We start from the raw sequence: 16,063 nt of genomic DNA, 5'->3' as shown, positions 1-16,063 counted from the left end.
AACTCCGTGAGCAAGCTCACCAGCGCAACCACTTGCTGTCATCAGCTGCTGCCTTGATCAAAGCAAGGGTGAAGGCATCCAAGAGAGCCAACCCTCTCCACCCCCATGCATCAGCCATGAATGCTTTCACCAAAACTCTCACCTGTGTTGCCCTCGCCGCAGCCAGCCTCGGCGTCAGCCAACAGGCAGCGGAAGCCCACTCCATCGCCTCTCGATCTAACTGGAATTACATCGGCCCCACCCGCTCCGGGCAGAACATCTATGCGTCCATCCGGCAGGTGGGATTCAACGGTGCTCCAGTGATCACCTACGACCGATTGGCGATCAAACGCCATGGCCGTCGCCGCTATCAACTGGTCCACGCGCTTTGCAATCGCCGTGGTCTTTACCGAATCAACAACGGCTTTTTCAAGACAGCTCGCTTCGGCTCATTCCGCCACTACGAGATCCAGCGTGTCTGTGCCAAGGGTCGCTTCTGGAGACGGCAGCCGTTCCGTCAAACCGTCATGCCCTTCGCTGCCCGAGCCTTCAGTTCCGGCGGCCACGCCCATTGATCCGGCGCAAACGCTTTCAACTCACGAGCCCGCAGTGCCATCAACCAGGCTGGTGCCACTGCGTGCATCGCTGATTACAGCGAGATAAAGATCCTCATTCACCTCGCGAATGTCGTACTCCGTAGGCATGACACCGTGATGATGTTCATGCACCACCATCCAACACATCCGTTCCAGATCCCTTGGAGTGGATCCATACAGCTGGTGCAACCGCTGCACCAGCGCTCGCACCAGCTCCGCATCCAACGCGCTGCTGTCGTCCATCGACCTGGCTCTGATCGGCTGACCCTACAGAGCCAGGTCGGTTTGCCGCAGTCTGGTGGGCAGACCGACCGCGATGGATCGGTTCTCCGCTCGAAGACTGCGACCAATCCCCATACGGTCGGAACAACCGCGCGAAGGACATGCAACCAACAGCAGAACAATTCACTGAGAAAGCCTGGGCCACGATCGTTTCCTCACAACAATTGGCGCAGAGTCAGCGACACCAGCAAATCGAAACCGAGCATCTGCTGCTGGCACTGCTCCAACAAAATGGCCTGGCCAACCGCATTCTCGAGAAAGCAGGTGCCTCTCCACCCGAACTTGAGGCAGGGGTTGAACAACACCTCAAACAACTGCCAGCGCTCCAGCACCGACCAGAGTCGGTCTATCTCGGCAAAGGCCTCAGCGACGGGCTTGACCGTGCCGACAGCCTCAAACAGAGCTATGGCGACAGCTACATCTCCATCGAGCACCTGCTGCTCTCCCTTGCTGATGATCAGCGCTGCGGGAAGCGGCTGCTGAACCAGGTCGGCGTGAACGCAACATCCCTGAAAACCGCTATCGATGCCGTGCGTGGCAGCCAAAACGTGACCGATCAGAACCCTGAAGGAACCTATGAATCCCTAGAGAAATACGGTCGCGATCTCACCGCAGCCGCCCGCGACGGCCAGCTCGATCCGGTCATCGGTCGCGATGAAGAGATCCGCCGCACGATTCAGATCCTCAGCCGCCGTACCAAGAACAACCCTGTGTTGATCGGTGAACCTGGGGTCGGCAAGACGGCGATTGTGGAGGGATTGGCGCAACGCATCGTCAATGGCGATGTCCCTCAGGCTCTACAGAACCGACAGCTCATCGCTCTCGACATGGGTGCCCTGATCGCTGGCGCCAAGTATCGGGGTGAATTTGAGGAGAGGCTCAAGGCCGTACTCAAGGAAGTGACCTCCTCGGAAGGGCGGATCGTTCTCTTTATTGATGAGATCCATACCGTGGTGGGAGCAGGAGCGACCGGCGGGGCCATGGACGCCAGCAACCTGCTCAAACCGATGCTGGCCAGGGGTGAACTGCGTTGCATCGGCGCCACCACCCTCGATGAACACCGCCAGCACATCGAGAAGGATCCAGCCCTTGAGCGGCGCTTCCAACAGGTTCTGGTGGATCAGCCAACAGTGGAAGACACCATCTCGATCTTGCGCGGCCTGAAGGAGCGCTATGAGGTGCATCACGGCGTACGCATCGCTGACAGCGCTCTTGTGGCCGCTGCCATGCTCAGCAGCCGCTATATCGCTGATCGGTTCCTACCCGACAAAGCCATCGACCTGGTGGATGAATCCGCCGCCCGCCTCAAGATGGAGATCACCTCCAAGCCGGAGGAGATCGACGAAATCGACCGCAAGATTTTGCAGCTCGAGATGGAGAAACTCTCCCTCGGCCGCGAATCCGATGCCGCCAGCCAGGAACGGCTGGAGCGATTGGAACGCGAACTCGCGGAACTCTCCGAGCAGCAGAGCACTCTGAATGCCCAGTGGCAACAGGAGAAAGGAGCGATCGACGCGCTCTCCACCCTCAAAGAGGAGATCGAACGCGTGCAGTTGCAAGTGGAACAAGCCAAACGCAGCTACGACCTCAACAAAGCAGCGGAGCTGGAATACGGCACGCTTGCAGGCCTGCAGAAGCAGTTGGCCGAACAAGAAGCGGCTCTGAGCGAAGGCACGGATGGCAGCGAGAAGTCCCTACTGCGCGAAGAGGTCAGCGAAGACGACATCGCCGAGGTGATCGCCAAATGGACCGGTATTCCAGTCGCCAAGCTAGTGCAGTCGGAAATGGACAAGTTACTGAGCCTCGAGGCACAGCTGCACGAACGCGTGGTGGGCCAGCAGCAAGCCGTCACCGCCGTCGCCGATGCCATTCAGCGCTCTCGCGCAGGCCTCAGTGACCCACATCGTCCCATTGCCAGCTTCCTGTTCCTCGGCCCCACCGGAGTCGGCAAGACCGAGCTATCCAAAGCCCTTGCGGCGCAGCTGTTTGATAGCGAAGACGCCATGGTGCGCATCGACATGTCGGAATACATGGAGAAGCACAGCGTCAGCCGATTGATTGGCGCACCTCCTGGTTATGTGGGCTACGAGGCCGGCGGTCAGCTCACCGAAACGGTGCGCCGACGCCCCTACGCGGTGATCCTCTTCGACGAAGTGGAAAAGGCCCACCCCGATGTCTTCAACGTGATGCTGCAGATCCTCGATGACGGTCGCGTCACCGACGGACAGGGACGCACTGTGGATTTCACCAATGCGGTGCTGATCCTTACCAGCAACATCGGCAGCCAAGCCATCCTCGATCTGGGCGGCGATGACGACCAGCATGAGGAAATGGAGCGTCGGGTCAACGACGCCTTGCGCGCCCACTTCAGGCCCGAGTTTCTCAACCGACTCGATGAAACGATCATCTTCCACAGCCTGCGACGCGAGGAACTACGCCAGATCGTGAGCCTGCAGGTGGATCGGCTACGCAGCCGCCTGGATGAGCGCAAATTGAACCTCAGCATCAGCGATGACGCCACCGACTGGTTGGCGAATGCCGGCTATGACCCGGTCTATGGCGCCAGGCCTCTGAAACGAGCCATTCAACGTGAGCTGGAAACGCCGATCGCCAAGGCGATCCTGGCTGGGCGCTACAGCGATGGCAGTTCGGTCGACGTCACGATCGACAGCGGTAGTGGCCCCGATGGCCAGCAGCGTCTGGTTCTGCGCTGATCAGCTAGCAACAGCGCTGAACCACGCAGGCCAGTCTTCATAGCTGGCGGCATTGGCCCGATTCTCACGGGCCTCCACCTTCCAACAGCAACTGCGGCTGCCGTCCCGCTCATGCAAGAGAGCATTGGCCCACTCCCAGACCAGCCTGGCCGTGGACTCCATACCAACGTTCTCCATGACCCGTAGGTCTAGAGCTCCTTGGTCATGGAGGGCTTGCCACTGAGAGAGAAGGGGATCATCACCATTGACAAGAAACGTGTGATCAAACTGCTGGCGCAGCTGGGCTTCCAGGGGTCTGAGACTGGAGAAATCGACGACAAAGCCACAGGCATCCAGCTCTTTTGCCGCAAACCAGACCGTGAAACTGCGGCTATAGCCATGCACGAAGTGGCAATGGCCAGGATGTCGCCACTGCCTGTGACAACAGGGATAGCCCTCGAACTGCTTGCTGCAGGTGTAAGCGGTGGGGGGCAGAGGCATCGGGCAGAGGGACGGGACGGCACTGCGGCAGGATTCTTCCTGTCTACATCTGCAACACGCCCCGCCCGATGCAGCCGCTCACCTCAGCCTTCATTGATCAGCTCCGTTTCAATGAAGCGGGCCTGATCCCAGCAATCGCCCAGGACTGGCTGGACGGTGCCGTGCTGATGGTGGCCTGGATGAACAGGCAGTCGATTGAACTCACCTTGAGCACGGGAGAGGTGCATTACTGGAGTCGCTCACGCCAAGAGCTGTGGCACAAAGGAGCCACCAGCGGCCATACCCAGGCAGTGCGGAACATCCGTTACGACTGTGATGCCGACGTGATCCTGGTCACGATCGAACAGAGTGGCGACGTCGCTTGCCACACCGGAGCGCGCAGCTGCTTCTACGAAGACAGTGACCAACGTGCCCCTGGTGGAGCCGATGCGCTGCCACCACCTGCTGACGCCTGCACAGAGCTGATGCGAGTGATCGAGGCACGCCGTGATCAACCGGAGCAGGGCAGCTACACCAACAAGCTGCTCGACGGTGGAGACAACAGCATCCTCAAGAAGATTGGCGAGGAAAGCGCAGAATTCGTGATGGCCTGCAAGGACAACAGCCCAGAAGAGATCGCCGGCGAGGCCGCCGACATCCTGTTCCACATGCAGGTAGCACTGGCCCATCACGGCGTGAGCTGGCGGCGCGTGCAAGAAGTGCTGGCCAAACGCCGGGGAGCACCTCGCAGGGAGTGATCAGGGTGTGCAGGGCGAGTCGGATGCGATCACCACTTCATCACCGAGCTGCACGCTGTTCAGCAGGGCCTCCATTGTCTGGCCATTCACATTGATGCAGCCACCGGTGACAGACTGACCAACCCGGCTGGGATCGTTGGTGCCGTGAATGGCAAAGCTGTACCAGCGGAATGTGCCGTCGTAGTTGTTAAAACGGAATGGCTGTGGAGTGGCAGACACAGGCGCAAGGCTGATGTAACCCTTGCCGTACTCACCGGTTTCGCCATCTCCCTTGAAATCGATAGAACTCATGTTGCGAAACAGGCTCTCGCGGAGATAGGCCTCGGTCTTGCCAGACTCTTTGATCAGCGCAGGGTCCATCTCGAAGCGGTCATCACTGAGAATTGCGTTGACACGGAAGGTTCCGAGGGGAGTCCATCCCTCCTCAAATGTCGACCCCGCGCAAGCGATGCCATTTCGCCCATATCCAACCGGAAAGACGAAGGGGCCGTCTTCTCGCTGCAGCGTTCCCTTACTGCTAGACGGCTGCTTGCCATCCAAGCTGATGCGCAGGTCTTGCTTCAGCTCAGGCTTGCCACCACTGACTCCATCAATCCAGCCACAGCCCGCGAGCAGGGCAAGACCAAGGGGCAAAAAGGCTGAACTGGAACGCATATCAACGATGCAGCGGCGCGCATCATGACCGGTTCTCAGCCCAACGGCACGACCAGCCAAGGGCCTCGGTCAAGAAAAACCGGTGCTGTCTTGCGAGCCGACACACCGTGCGTGGTCCAACCAGGGGCGATCGATTGCTTCAACGCACCTCTGGCAACAGCGCATCCGAGGGGCGCTGCCCGAAACGAGTGGGCTGCGCCTGCAGCCAACGAAGGGTCTCCCGATCTCGAGCCGTGAGCCTCAGCACAGGCAAGTGCCCCTGATGGACCGCCATCACATCACCTGGATCATCACTGTGCCCCCAGAGCCCAAAAGCATGCCCCAGCTCGTGCAGGGCTGTGGATCGAAGCACCGATGCCCTCAACTCTGGCGACACCAGCACGGTGACACGCGGTTCCAATGACCAGCTCCCGTCACGACGCACGGCGAGAACCTCCAACAAACTGCGTCCATTGCTCGCACGCCAACCGTTGGCCAATTGACGCAAGGGCGGGCGCCGACGCTCGATCAGAATCTGGGCTCGCTCCGGCTCCTGCACGCGGATGATCGGCAGCACTTGCTGCCAGGTGGTGAGCGCTGCATCCACAGCTGAAAGCCAGCGCTGCTCCCACCGATTGGCCGTCGCCGCCTGCGCTGGTTCCAGCCAAACGCACCAGCGAGGCAGGGTCGGTGGCCCCTGGGGAGAGGTGGCAAGTCGATGCCCATAGCCAGGAGGATCTCCTGGCTGAGCAGCCTGAAGCGCCATGTCGATGGGGCGCACGTCCTGTTGCGGCGGGCAAGGATCAGGGATCATTCAACCGTGCTCCCAACAGGCTCAGGCGGGAGGAAGACCAACTCCACGGGCCATCAAAGTGGCCAAGAAGGGAATGAGGGCAAAGCCAACCAGTTCAATATTGATAATCCAGGCCAAACGCGAAGCCAACGCTTCAGAGACTTTGGGGAGTTCTCCTTTCCGTAGAGGAATGGCCCAGAGCACGTAGGTGATCGTGGGATACAGCGACAGGCCACCAACGGACAGGTAAAGGCCGACCTTCCACCAAAACAAGGGGTTGACGGTATAGAACTCCGTGCCCTGCCCGAAGTAAAGCACGCGCAAAATGCCGCTCAGCAGCACCGCCAACGCTGCCATCCCGTAGACGATGTCAGTAATCACCATCACCGTTGCAGTCCGACGGTCGGGATCGGGACGAATCAGACGACGTTCAACCACAAGCGCGGCAAAACAGAGCATGAAGCTCAGGTAATGGACGTATGCAACCCCGGCGCTTTTGGCGATTTCGGGGGTCAAGATCGTGGCCAAGGTCATGGCATTCACCGCGGAGCCGTGAGAGTAGCGACCGTCGCCACCATCTGGTCAAGCCGGAATGGGGCAGAGATCACCTGCCCAACGGATGCAGAACTCTCCACCAAGAGCCTCGAGTCGCAGCGCAATGGAGGAGAAACAGATGCGTTGACGACATCGCAAAACATAAATAAAAAAAGAAAGCGGAATAACGCATCAATCATTAATTCCGCAGTCTTTATTACACCCCTGGGTCGCAATCATTTCCGCCCTAGGTTCAAAAAAAGACAGGAGTTGAAGATGGTGAGCTCCCTGAGCGCATTCCTTGGCGAAATCGGCAGACACCAGCTGCTGACTCCTGAGCAGGAGTTAACCATGGGCCGCAAGGTTCAAGCCATGGTTTCGATCACAGAACGTTGCATGCTTGCAGGGGGCGCTGGCCCGGCATGCGATTACAGCGATGACGAGAAGAGGACAATCAAGAGAGGAGAAAAAGCTAAGAATCAGATGATCACGGCCAATCTTCGTCTCGTGGTCAACCTTGCCAAGCGCTATCAGGGCAAGGGACTTGATCTTCTCGACCTGATCCAAGAGGGAACTCTTGGCCTCACTCGGGCGGTGGAGAAATACGACCCAACCCGCGGACATCGATTCTCAACCTATGCCTACTGGTGGATTCGCCAAGGTCTCAATCGAGCCCTATCCACCCAGAGCCGCACGATTCGAATTCCCGTCAATGTGAACGAAAAGCTCACAAAACTACGTGCCGCCAAAGCACGATTGATGCAACGGAATGGACAGGCCGCCACTCCAGATCAGCTGTCGGAAGCGATGAATCTTTCCAGAACCGAAGTGGATGACCTGCTCGGTTGTGAATTGCGCAGCGTGACCGTGAGCCTGCAAGGCATTGTGAAATCAAAATCCGACCCTTCGGAATTGGTTGATGTGCTGCCAAGCGATGAATTACCTCCGATGGAACGGGCCGAAATCGCTGAACGATCCGCCTCAGCCTGGAAGCTGCTCGACAAATCCAATCTCACCCCCAAGGAACGCACGGTGGTGATGCTGCGCTTCGGACTTGATGGTTCCAACGAATGGCGCACCCTGGCCGAGGTCGCCCGCCATATGGGCTGCAGCAGGGAGTACTGCCGTCAAGTGGTGCAACGCGCCCTGCGCAAACTGAGAAAGACTGGGATTCAGAACGGCCTGATCGAGGCCCGGGCAGAGGCCTGAGGGCGAGAGTGGGGTAGACGTGACACCAGGAGAGACAGGCCATGGCTGAGGCTTCCGCGTTCCACGAGCCAGCTGTCGATGCCGAAGTCATCGACAGCTCTGTCATCGATGAAGGCAACCTGCGGCGTCTGCTGCGCCGAGCCGGTCGCAGCGTCGCCCGACCAGCCCTGGAAGTACTTGAACTCCTGCTCGACCAAGACACTCCACATCAGGCCCGCCTGACCCTGCTCGCGGCTCTGACCTACCTGTTGATGCCTGCCGATCTGCTGCCGGATTTTCTACCTGTCGTGGGCTTCAGCGATGATCTCGTGGCACTCACAGCCGTGATCGGACTGTGCCGACATCACATCACTGATGACATCCGCCTCAGGGCACAGCGCAAACTGGATCGGTGGTTTCCGCCCGGTCGCCCTTGACCGGATCGCCCATGAGTCAGTGGAATAGGGCCATGGAGGATGAGCTGGTCTTGCTGCTTAAGGACTGGCTCAAGCACCAGGGGCGAACACAGGCGGACTTGCGCCGCTGCCTGCGGGCAAGCTCCACGCGGATGCCAGCACTGCTTGAAGTCCTCGAGCGGGAACATCGCCAGGGAGGACTGCCAAAACTGGCGGCCCGGCTTTGTGCGATCGAAGCCGATTGGAGTCGTTCACCCTCCACATCCATCGGCAGTGAGAGTGCTTCAGGGGAAGCTGCAGAGGTGGATCCTTTCGGTCAGTTGGATCTGCTTCTCCAGGAAATCCGCGACGATTCCGTCAGCTGACGCCGATCCCATGCAAAGTGTGGGAAGTCGACCGCAAGACGTGTCCGTTGGATCTGGCCTGATAGCCACAGCAGCCGCGCTGATCAGCCTGCAGATGGCCGCCATCCCACCCGTGATGGCTCAGAGAGAAACCTGGCTCCTAGGCCCTGACAGCCGTACGGGACAGGAAAGCAAGGTGGTGCCCACTGACTGCGTCCAAAACAGCGACGGATCCATCACCTGCAACACCAAGATCGAGAATCCTCCAGGGGATACACCAGCACGCCCCTCCTATCAGCCCTTCACCAACTGAGAGCATCCGTGACGCGATCACGACCGTCCTGGCCAACCTTTCTGAAGGTTGTTGATTCGGCCGAGCGCAAAGTAGCCAAGTTGCTCACCGTGATCACCGGGGTGGTGATCGTGGCCGCTCTGGTGCAATTGACCATCAGGGTGGGAACTGACTTGATCAGTCCACAGCCCGCCAACTGGTTGGGGGATGGACTGATCAAAGTGCTTGGTGATCTGCTCACCGTGCTGATTGCGCTCGAAGTGCTGCAAAACGTCACCAGCTATCTGCGCCGCCATGTGGTGCAACTGGAACTGGTGCTGGTCACCGCTCTCACTGCGGTGGCACGGAAAGTGATCGTTCTCCCAGCCAGTTCCGAAAACAAGCCAGAGCTACTGATCGGATTGGGCTTGGCCTCCGTGTCCCTGGCTTGCGCCTATTGGTTGGTGATGCGTGCAGGATCTGGGCGCCCCTCGCCAACGGACTCCTCCCAGTAGAGCGCCAACCACAAGGTTCCAGGGTCAGGATCGGTGCGTTCCAGCCGATGACGACGATGGGGGGGCAGATAAAGACTGTCTCCAACCGAAAGATCGAGCATCTGATCAGGCTCTGCCAGGCAAAGCCGCGCACTGCCACGCAACAGGGTGAGCCACTCATGTTCGCTCTGGTCGTACCAGAACTGAGGAGGACTGCAGGCCTCACAAGAATGAATCAGATCGAGCCGCCAGTCAGAACCACGCTGTAATTCGCGCACCCGCTCCGTTCCGGCTGGGGGCAGGGGACTGCGCAGCAGTGGCTCTGGATCGAGCCCGAATGGAGATCTGCATGGAGCCTCAGCCATGCTGCCCTCCAGATCCGCTGAAGCCTCACCCCAGCGCCGACCGATCTCAAAGCCCCAGGAACGGGCGAGCTGAACCACCTGGTTGTGGTCGACACAGGCCGCGAAGGTTTGCCGGAGCAAAGGATCCTCCTCCAGGGAGGCAACCAAGGCGTTGAGCTGCTCCACTTTACGCAAAAATCGCTGCAGATCTGCTTCCGCCAATCAATCCTCCAGATCCAACACTCTGATCCTGACAAGCACCAGAGGAAGCCATGCCCCCGGTCTTGCCGAGCAGTCACAAGATCATCATGGCGACTGCAAAAGCCGCCGTGTCGATGGGAGCTCGAGAGGATTGGTTAACGCCCTACTGACTGGCTGGCACTGCGCAGGCTGATCAAACAGGAAAACGAGCTCCAAAGCCTTCAACAAATGCATCGCTGGGATGATCTCCACCGACTGGACACCACGCGCGCCAGAAAGTCTCGATCCCCTGCAGACCTGATGACCCACTATCAAGACTGATTGCAACCTGTAGGAGCAGAATGACCCTGCAGGAGCCTGGATTGCATGGCAGCCGATCTGACCAACGCCTTATCGATCGTTCGCCACCGATTGATGAGGCTGATGCTGATTGTGGCGGTCGTGATCGGCCTTAGTGGGGTTGCTTTTCCTGCCCAAGCGCTCACAACTAGCGGAGAGGAGTTGTTCAACAACCACTGCATCGGCTGCCATGTCAATGGAGGCAACATCATCCGCCGCGGCCGCACCCTTAAACTCGCGGCCTTAAAGCGCAATGGGGTCGATGATCCTGAAGCGATCGCCAGAATCGCCCGGGAGGGAATCGGCCAGATGTCCGGTTATGGGGATGTTCTAGGTGAAGGTGGAGACCGACTTGTTAGCGAATGGATCTGGGACCAGGCTCAAAATGCCTGGATCCAGGGATAAACCTCAAGGGCCGTCCAGATCCCTTGCCGCCAATACACATCCTGCTCAAGCAGATCACGAAGCTGCTGCTCATTTGCAGCTTCAAAAATCCCAAAAACATGAGTACTGGCTTGGGTTGGTCCCAGGGTGATCAGTGTGCCCTTTTCCTGAAGAGTCTTCAAACGGCTCAGATGCTCATCACGAAAAGGGGTGCGCTTTTCAAGAGCATTTTCGCAGTAAGTCCCCCAAAGAACGAAACGAGCCATCGACGCTTTCTGCTCCAAACCAGGCAAAATAACCCTCTGAGAATGGCACAGTGGAATCATCAAAGGCTATGTTCATGATGTAGATCTTCTCTCAAACAATCATGCTCACAGGGAGTGACCTGCTCAACAAGGTCAAAGAGCTAGGCGATGTCAGCAAATCCGATCTTGTCAGGGCCTGCGGCTACGTATCGGGCAAGAAGGATGGTGGTGAGCGCCTCAACTTCACTGCGTTCTATGAGGCCCTTCTTGAAGCCAAGGGTGTGAACCTTGGCCTCGGTGGTGGTGGTGGTGTCGGCAAGGGCGGCCGCAAGCTTTCCTACGTCGCAACCGTTCAAGGCAACGGCAACCTGCTAATCGGCAAGGCTTACACCGCCATGCTCGATCTCAAGACCGGCGACGAATTCGAGATCAAGCTCGGTCGCAAACAAATCCGCCTCGTTCCCGTCGGCGGGAGTGAAGAAGACGAAGAGTGATTCAATCGGCAGCCAATCTCAGCTGCCGGCAAAATTCACCAGCCTGTGCGGCAGCTGAGATTGGCTCTGTTGCCGCGATTCTTTTCACTAAAGCACTGCCTACAATCGCTCCATCCGCCCCCCAGGATTTCACTTGCTTGACCTGATCGGGTCCCGAAATCCCAAATCCCACAGCCACTGGAATGGGGCAGCACCCTTTGAGATCTGCCACGAGAGATGACACACGACTCTCGAGGCTGACTCGTTCTCCAGTCACACCCGTGACGCTCACTAAATAGGTGAATCCACGACTGGCAGAGGCGATTCTTTGCATCCGATCAGCTGGCGTGGTTGGCGCCACCAGCAGCACGAGATCAATCCCATGGGCTTGTGCCAAAGGAGACAGGCGCTCGGCCTCCTCGAGGGGGAGATCTGGAACAACAAGGCCACACACTCCAGCGGCGGCCGCATCAGCGAAAAACTCCTCGGCGCCACGGTTCAGCAGTGGATTGCTGTAAGTGAAGAGGATCACAGGGATTGTCAGCTTGCCCTTCAAACCGGAGAGCATCTCCAGAACGCGGCCGGGGGTTGTCCCCGCAGACAGAGCTCGATAGGCAGAGGCCTGGATCACCGGTCCATCCGCCAGTGGATCGCTATAGGGGATCCCCAGCTCCACCATGTCAGCTCCGTTCTCTTGAAGGCTGAGCAGCACGTCAGAGGTGGTGGACAGATCGGGGTCTCCAGCCATCAGAAACGGCATCAGGGCCATCCGTCCCTGCTCCTGCAGACCGGCGAAGCGTGCCGCAATCGGTGACGGGGAGTCGGCTGCGGACACGGCAGATGGGGTCATGGAAGCCAAGAACGCTGATTCAGCGCAACACAAGCACTGCGGGAGCCTACGAGTCGGCGGAGGTTTCAGACGAGATCTGCTGCAGAAGAGCTTGTTGTTCCTCAGGGCTCAGAGAGTCAAAACGGTTCTGAAGCTGCTCATCGGTGATCTGGTCGTAACCCTCGCGGTAGCGACGCCGCTGCTCCATGTAGGTCATCTTTCCAGTCACAACGCGGAACAGATAGGAACCAGTCCACACCACCACGATCACGATCAGAACAGCTTCCGCCGCGATCCCCGCAGAAGCATCCTCGAAACCTGCTGCGGAAAAAACGCCGTAACCGATGCCCCCCATCACCAGCACGAGGAGGCCAATCAACAGAACATTGAGACGGGTCAATGGATCAGACCTCACCCTGGCCTTGAAGCCTGAAATTGAGAAAGGGAGCAAACAAAATCATGCCCGGGAAAAAGAGAAACACCATCCCGTAGACGCCCAGTCGCTCCACCTTGCCCATGCAGTACCAGCGTTTGTTCATCCACAAATAGAGAACAAGCGGAATCACCACCAGGTAAAGGCCACCCAACACCGTGTAGGCAGCAAGCACAAGCAAGGTCTCAAAGCTGACCACACTGGTGAGGGCATCCGGCAACACGACAGTTCCGCTGAGTGATCGAAATCTAAGATGCCGTGCAGGGCACTGACAGGAGCCTTACCGCCGGGGGCATGGCGGAATCGGTAGACGCACGCGACTTAAAATCGCTTGGGATGAAAATCCTGTGGGGGTTCAAGTCCCCCTGCCCCCATCAATCCTGGGCATGGCGAGATCGTGCAGGGAGTCTTGAAAGTCGAGGGCCGGCAGGTCTTCATCCTCAGCTCGACTGGCTCAGCTCGATGGCCTCCGCTCAGAGCTCACCACCCGCCAGAGCAGGGTTTCCCCGGCATGGAACAACAGGGGAGCCTGGTCAACCGCCAGAGAGGGTTCATCGTCAGGAGCGGAGAAGGGTGGATCCAGCCGTTGGGGCACGGTCTGTTCACTGCGCTCAAGGGTGACGGTCTGCTCATTGAGGGGAAGCCCATAGAAACGAGGCCCGAATTCACTAGCAAAAGGTTCAAGCCGATCCAGGCATTCCTCCTGCTCGAAGATGGCGGCGTAGCTCTCGAGTGCGTGCACGGCATTAAAAATGCCAGCACATCCGCAGGCGCTTTCCTTTCCCGCTCTGGGATGGGGCGCGGAATCAGTTCCGAGGAAAAAGCAGGGCTCACCACTGGTCGCAGCGCGCACCAAGGCACGGCGATGGGTTTCACGCTTCACCACAGGAAGGCAGTAGAAATCGCTGCGCAAGCCACCGGCAAACATTGCGTTGCGGTTGAGATGGAGATGATGAGGCGTGATCGTGGCCGCCAGTCGCCGATCTGATCCGGACACATAATCCACGGCCTGTTCCGTGGTGATGTGTTCCAGCACAACGTTGAGCCCAGGGTGCCGGCGGCGCAGTGGGATGAGATGACGCTCAATAAACACCGCTTCCCGATCAAAGATGTCGACCTCCGGATCCGTGACCTCACCATGGATCAACAGGGGCATGCCCAGACGTTCCATCGCCTCCAGCACCGGATCGATCCGTTCCAGGTCAGTCACGCCTGCTGCTGAATTGGTGGTGGCATTGGCGGGGTAAAGCTTGGCCGCAGTGATCACCCCTTGGCGGTGCCCCCTCTCCAGCACCTCTGGCGCCAAATCATCGGTGAGATAGGCCGTCATCAAAGGAGTGAAGTCCAACCCCTCAGGCACAGCCGCGAGGATTCGATCGCGGTAAGCAACAGCCGCCTCAACGGTCGTAATCGGAGGGCGGAGGTTGGGCATCACGATCGCCCGAGCAAACACCCGTGCTGTGGCAGGCACCACGGCATGCAGCATCGCCCCGTCCCGAAGATGCACGTGCCAGTCGTCAGGACGGCGCAGTGTCAGACGGTTGGGGGATGCCACAGGAGACGCAAAGGGGAGCTAGTTCAGGGCAGAGACTGCGCGCCGCAGGGCTTCGCAGCGATCGGAGGTGATGCACTCTTCAGGGAGCTGTTGCAACAACTTCAACTTCTCAAGCCGTTTGCGAGTCGCACCAGGCAAGAGCACAAGATGCACTGTGCGGCCCACCTCAATCGCCTCCTTAATGGCATTTTCAAGCGCTAGCGAAGCGGTGACCCCGAGGTGAGAGACCTCATGCAGATCAAAGACTACGGACTCACAATCGCCAATGGCGTTGTGCTCCCTGGAGATGGCCTTCGCCACCCCAAAAATCATCGGGCCTGCCAACTGGAACAACAACACCCTGCCAGCGGCCTTGTCAATGAGCTCCTGCTCCTCATCAGAGAGTTCCACATCATCATCCGCGGTGCTAATCGTTTTCACCCGCTTGGACTGCAGGGCACTCATCCGATCAATGGTGAGCACATTGGCCACGAACACCCCGATGCCCACGGCGGCGATCAGATCCACCAGCACCGTGAGTGCGATCACGCCATAGGTAATCAGCGCTGCCTTGAGAGAGAGGTGGTGGGCTCTCTGGAGGAAATCCCAGTCGATGATGTCGATACCAACCTTGAGAGCGATTCCGGCAAGCACTGCCAGAGGAATCGTTGAAGCCAGCGGCGCCGCGGCGAGGATCACCACCATCAGGATCACCGCACGAATGATCCCGGACAGGGCCGATCGTCCACCGGCCTGAATATTCACCACGGTGCCCATGGTGGCGCCGGCTCCTGGCAAGCCACCAAACAGTCCGGAGGTGATGTTGGCCAGCCCCTGGCCAACAAGCTCCTTATTGGAGTTGTGCTCGGTGCGGGTCAGGCTGTCGGCCACCACGGAGGTGAGCAGGGCATCGATGCAGCCCAGCATGCCCAGGACGGCACCGTCCACGAACATCAAACCGAGCTGATCACTGCTGAAGTTGGGAACATTGAACCCAGGCAGGCTTGCCTTGAACTCAGGAATCCTGGCCAGATCAGCAGCTGCAAGAGCAGGCAGATAAAGAGACAGAAGTGTCCCGATCACAAGGGCCAACAGCTGCGGAGGGCAAAACCGCTTGATCGCTGCAGGCGTGAACCAAAGGATGGCGACAGTAATCAGCCCCAGAATTAGCTCAGGCTGATCCACATGAGTGATCAGGTAGGGAATGCGCATCAGCGTTCCCTTCACCCCTCCTTCCACCTGCTGCCCAAGGAAGGCCGGTAGCTGAAGGATCACCAGAATGGCGCCAATCCCAGACATAAAGCCTGAGATCACCGTGTAAGGCATCTGGGTGACATAACGCCCCAGGCGGAACACTCCAAACAGGATCTGAAACAGGCCCGCAAGAATCACCACGGTGAAGGCCATGGCCATCCCGGTCTTCAGCTCCTCAGCACTGCTGGCCTGGGAGGTGAAACTGAGGAACACGGTTGCAAACACCACAGTCATCGGACCCGTGGGTTCCGAAATCAGGGTGGGCGTGCCCCCAAAGAAAGCCGCCACGAGGCCGATGATCACGGCTCCCCAAAGACCTGGGCCAGGATCACCACCCGTGGCTGCAACACCGAAGGCAAGTGCCATCGGCAGGGCCACAACCGCTGCCGTCAGCCCACCAAACGCATCTCCTTTGATGTTTTGGGTGCTGATGTGGTTCAAAAACACCGGCAGGCGTTGCGTAGGTCGCGGAATGCTAGGCCTCGCTGCAAATTGCGAGCATCCGGTCTGATCAGTAATGCAAATCCACCCGAGGCAGCAGAATCAGACCACCTTCATCTGCTGTG

Annotated in this window: 23 protein-coding genes and 1 tRNA gene; 12 read left to right on the top strand and 12 right to left on the bottom strand. The window is 58.7% G+C overall.

Annotation, left to right across the window (positions count from 1 at the left end):
* The first annotated feature begins 116 nt into the window (after positions 1-116).
* Complete coding sequence (locus DXY16_RS08765; RefSeq protein WP_115120817.1) at positions 117-554, top strand: hypothetical protein; 438 nt, start codon at positions 117-119, stop codon at positions 552-554.
* A gap of 21 nt (positions 555-575) precedes the next feature.
* Here DXY16_RS08765 and DXY16_RS08760 read toward each other — a convergent pair whose 3' ends face one another.
* Positions 576-818 carry a hypothetical protein gene (locus DXY16_RS08760; protein WP_115120816.1) on the bottom strand — a complete coding sequence of 81 codons (243 nt, stop codon included), beginning with the start codon at positions 816-818 and terminating at the stop codon, positions 576-578.
* 140 nt (positions 819-958) lie between these two features.
* Between DXY16_RS08760 and clpB the strand changes: the two genes are divergently transcribed.
* Entirely contained in the window at positions 959-3,571 is a 2,613-nt protein-coding gene (clpB, locus tag DXY16_RS08755) for an ATP-dependent chaperone ClpB (RefSeq protein WP_115120815.1), read from the top strand.
* On the opposite strand, the gene DXY16_RS08750 is transcribed toward clpB, so the two are convergent.
* Positions 3,572-4,051 carry a 6-carboxytetrahydropterin synthase gene (locus tag DXY16_RS08750; protein WP_115120814.1) on the bottom strand — a complete coding sequence of 160 codons (480 nt, stop codon included), beginning with the start codon at positions 4,049-4,051 and terminating at the stop codon, positions 3,572-3,574. It abuts the gene before it with no gap.
* 68 nt (positions 4,052-4,119) lie between these two features.
* On the opposite strand from DXY16_RS08750, the gene hisIE reads away from it, so the two are divergent.
* Positions 4,120-4,788, top strand: coding sequence for a bifunctional phosphoribosyl-AMP cyclohydrolase/phosphoribosyl-ATP diphosphatase HisIE (gene hisIE, locus DXY16_RS08745; protein ID WP_115120813.1), 669 nt, complete (start codon positions 4,120-4,122; stop codon positions 4,786-4,788).
* Here hisIE and DXY16_RS08740 read toward each other — a convergent pair whose 3' ends face one another.
* The 3 genes from DXY16_RS08740 to DXY16_RS08730 form a co-directional block, all read right to left on the bottom strand.
* The gene (locus DXY16_RS08740) at positions 4,789-5,442 is read right to left on the bottom strand and encodes a L,D-transpeptidase (protein ID WP_115120812.1); all 654 of its coding nucleotides are present in this window, start codon (positions 5,440-5,442) and stop codon (positions 4,789-4,791) included.
* Between the two features lie 139 nt (positions 5,443-5,581).
* Positions 5,582-6,235: a matrixin family metalloprotease gene (locus tag DXY16_RS08735; protein WP_115120811.1), complete on the bottom strand. Its 654-nt coding sequence runs from the start codon at positions 6,233-6,235 to the stop codon at positions 5,582-5,584.
* Between the two features lie 21 nt (positions 6,236-6,256).
* The gene (locus DXY16_RS08730; RefSeq protein WP_115016985.1) at positions 6,257-6,748 is read right to left on the bottom strand and encodes a DUF2214 family protein; all 492 of its coding nucleotides are present in this window, start codon (positions 6,746-6,748) and stop codon (positions 6,257-6,259) included.
* Between the two features lie 276 nt (positions 6,749-7,024).
* Between DXY16_RS08730 and DXY16_RS08725 the strand changes: the two genes are divergently transcribed.
* The 5 genes from DXY16_RS08725 (at position 7,025) to DXY16_RS08705 (ending at position 9,482) form a co-directional block, all read left to right on the top strand.
* On the top strand, positions 7,025-7,957 hold the full coding sequence (locus DXY16_RS08725; protein ID WP_115120810.1) for a sigma-70 family RNA polymerase sigma factor: 933 nt from the start codon (positions 7,025-7,027) through the stop codon (positions 7,955-7,957).
* 41 nt (positions 7,958-7,998) lie between these two features.
* Positions 7,999-8,373 (top strand): YkvA family protein, encoded by a 375-nt coding sequence (locus DXY16_RS08720; RefSeq protein ID WP_115120809.1) that lies wholly within the window; start codon positions 7,999-8,001, stop codon positions 8,371-8,373.
* 11 nt (positions 8,374-8,384) lie between these two features.
* Complete coding sequence (locus DXY16_RS08715) at positions 8,385-8,717, top strand: hypothetical protein (protein WP_115120808.1); 333 nt, start codon at positions 8,385-8,387, stop codon at positions 8,715-8,717.
* 94 nt (positions 8,718-8,811) lie between these two features.
* Entirely contained in the window at positions 8,812-9,009 is a 198-nt protein-coding gene (locus DXY16_RS08710; RefSeq protein ID WP_244281635.1) for a hypothetical protein, read from the top strand.
* 8 nt (positions 9,010-9,017) lie between these two features.
* Complete coding sequence (locus DXY16_RS08705) at positions 9,018-9,482, top strand: phosphate-starvation-inducible PsiE family protein (RefSeq protein WP_115120806.1); 465 nt, start codon at positions 9,018-9,020, stop codon at positions 9,480-9,482.
* Here DXY16_RS08705 and DXY16_RS08700 read toward each other — a convergent pair.
* On the bottom strand, positions 9,422-10,027 hold the full coding sequence (locus DXY16_RS08700) for a Nif11 domain/cupin domain-containing protein (protein ID WP_115120805.1): 606 nt from the start codon (positions 10,025-10,027) through the stop codon (positions 9,422-9,424). The two genes, DXY16_RS08705 and DXY16_RS08700, sit on opposite strands and share 61 nt — an antisense overlap.
* A 153-nt stretch (positions 10,028-10,180) precedes the next feature.
* Here DXY16_RS08700 and DXY16_RS15385 point away from each other — a divergent pair, with 153 nt between their 5' ends.
* Positions 10,181-10,327: a DUF3136 domain-containing protein gene (locus DXY16_RS15385; protein WP_115120804.1), complete on the top strand. Its 147-nt coding sequence runs from the start codon at positions 10,181-10,183 to the stop codon at positions 10,325-10,327.
* A gap of 102 nt (positions 10,328-10,429) precedes the next feature.
* Positions 10,430-10,750, top strand: a complete 321-nt coding sequence (locus DXY16_RS08690) for a c-type cytochrome (protein WP_371410901.1) — start codon at positions 10,430-10,432, stop codon at positions 10,748-10,750.
* Here the strand turns inward: DXY16_RS08690 and DXY16_RS08685 are convergent.
* A complete protein-coding gene (locus tag DXY16_RS08685) occupies positions 10,726-10,995 on the bottom strand; it encodes a YciI family protein (protein ID WP_115120973.1) in 270 nt (89 codons plus the stop codon). The two genes, DXY16_RS08690 and DXY16_RS08685, sit on opposite strands and share 25 nt — an antisense overlap.
* Positions 10,996-11,096: 101 nt before the next feature.
* Between DXY16_RS08685 and DXY16_RS08680 the strand changes: the two genes are divergently transcribed.
* On the top strand, positions 11,097-11,468 hold the full coding sequence (locus DXY16_RS08680) for an AbrB family transcriptional regulator (protein WP_115017398.1): 372 nt from the start codon (positions 11,097-11,099) through the stop codon (positions 11,466-11,468).
* Between the two features lies 1 nt (position 11,469).
* Here DXY16_RS08680 and trpA read toward each other — a convergent pair whose 3' ends face one another.
* Genes trpA through DXY16_RS08665 form a run of 3 tightly spaced genes read right to left on the bottom strand, consistent with a single transcriptional unit; the run spans position 11,470 to position 12,932 of the window.
* Positions 11,470-12,297: a tryptophan synthase subunit alpha gene (trpA, locus tag DXY16_RS08675; RefSeq protein ID WP_115120803.1), complete on the bottom strand. Its 828-nt coding sequence runs from the start codon at positions 12,295-12,297 to the stop codon at positions 11,470-11,472.
* A gap of 46 nt (positions 12,298-12,343) precedes the next feature.
* Entirely contained in the window at positions 12,344-12,676 is a 333-nt protein-coding gene (locus tag DXY16_RS08670; RefSeq protein WP_115017003.1) for a DUF3007 family protein, read from the bottom strand.
* Positions 12,677-12,680: 4 nt separating this feature from the next.
* Positions 12,681-12,932, bottom strand: coding sequence for an NAD(P)H-quinone oxidoreductase subunit L (locus DXY16_RS08665; RefSeq protein WP_115120802.1), 252 nt, complete (start codon positions 12,930-12,932; stop codon positions 12,681-12,683).
* 65 nt (positions 12,933-12,997) lie between these two features.
* On the opposite strand from DXY16_RS08665, the gene DXY16_RS08660 reads away from it, so the two are divergent.
* Positions 12,998-13,083 (top strand) — tRNA-Leu (locus tag DXY16_RS08660).
* An 80-nt stretch (positions 13,084-13,163) separates the two neighbouring features.
* Here DXY16_RS08660 and pyrC read toward each other — a convergent pair.
* Complete coding sequence (gene pyrC / locus DXY16_RS08655; protein ID WP_115120801.1) at positions 13,164-14,264, bottom strand: dihydroorotase; 1,101 nt, start codon at positions 14,262-14,264, stop codon at positions 13,164-13,166.
* 18 nt (positions 14,265-14,282) lie between these two features.
* The gene (locus tag DXY16_RS08650; protein WP_115120800.1) at positions 14,283-15,944 is read right to left on the bottom strand and encodes a SulP family inorganic anion transporter; all 1,662 of its coding nucleotides are present in this window, start codon (positions 15,942-15,944) and stop codon (positions 14,283-14,285) included.
* Positions 15,945-16,063 lie beyond the last annotated feature (119 nt).

This window comes from Synechococcus sp. UW105 (genome assembly GCF_900473935.1).
Classification (GTDB): Bacteria; Cyanobacteriota; Cyanobacteriia; order PCC-6307; family Cyanobiaceae; genus Synechococcus_C.
This window is presented reverse-complemented; position numbering and strand designations above follow the sequence as displayed.

Excerpts from the sequence above, each read along its gene's own strand:
- hisIE (WP_115120813.1), top strand. The coding sequence starts at position 4,120 with ATGCAGCCGCTCACCTCAGCCTTCATTGATCAGCTCCGTTTCAATGAA.
- DXY16_RS08765 (WP_115120817.1), top strand. The coding sequence starts at position 117 with ATGAATGCTTTCACCAAAACTCTCACCTGTGTTGCCCTCGCCGCAGCC.
- DXY16_RS08730 (WP_115016985.1), bottom strand. The coding sequence starts at position 6,748 with ATGACCTTGGCCACGATCTTGACCCCCGAAATCGCCAAAAGCGCCGGG.
- DXY16_RS08715 (WP_115120808.1), top strand. The coding sequence starts at position 8,385 with ATGAGTCAGTGGAATAGGGCCATGGAGGATGAGCTGGTCTTGCTGCTT.
- DXY16_RS08740 (WP_115120812.1), bottom strand. The coding sequence starts at position 5,442 with ATGCGTTCCAGTTCAGCCTTTTTGCCCCTTGGTCTTGCCCTGCTCGCG.
- DXY16_RS08710 (WP_244281635.1), top strand. The coding sequence starts at position 8,812 with ATGGCCGCCATCCCACCCGTGATGGCTCAGAGAGAAACCTGGCTCCTA.
- DXY16_RS08725 (WP_115120810.1), top strand. The coding sequence starts at position 7,025 with ATGGTGAGCTCCCTGAGCGCATTCCTTGGCGAAATCGGCAGACACCAG.
- DXY16_RS08750 (WP_115120814.1), bottom strand. The coding sequence starts at position 4,051 with ATGCCTCTGCCCCCCACCGCTTACACCTGCAGCAAGCAGTTCGAGGGC.
- clpB (WP_115120815.1), top strand. The coding sequence starts at position 959 with ATGCAACCAACAGCAGAACAATTCACTGAGAAAGCCTGGGCCACGATC.
- trpA (WP_115120803.1), bottom strand. The coding sequence starts at position 12,297 with ATGACCCCATCTGCCGTGTCCGCAGCCGACTCCCCGTCACCGATTGCG.
- DXY16_RS08690 (WP_371410901.1), top strand. The coding sequence starts at position 10,430 with ATGCTGATTGTGGCGGTCGTGATCGGCCTTAGTGGGGTTGCTTTTCCT.
- DXY16_RS08685 (WP_115120973.1), bottom strand. The coding sequence starts at position 10,995 with ATGGCTCGTTTCGTTCTTTGGGGGACTTACTGCGAAAATGCTCTTGAA.
- DXY16_RS08760 (WP_115120816.1), bottom strand. The coding sequence starts at position 818 with ATGGACGACAGCAGCGCGTTGGATGCGGAGCTGGTGCGAGCGCTGGTG.
- DXY16_RS08720 (WP_115120809.1), top strand. The coding sequence starts at position 7,999 with ATGGCTGAGGCTTCCGCGTTCCACGAGCCAGCTGTCGATGCCGAAGTC.
- DXY16_RS08680 (WP_115017398.1), top strand. The coding sequence starts at position 11,097 with ATGCTCACAGGGAGTGACCTGCTCAACAAGGTCAAAGAGCTAGGCGAT.
- DXY16_RS08735 (WP_115120811.1), bottom strand. The coding sequence starts at position 6,235 with ATGATCCCTGATCCTTGCCCGCCGCAACAGGACGTGCGCCCCATCGAC.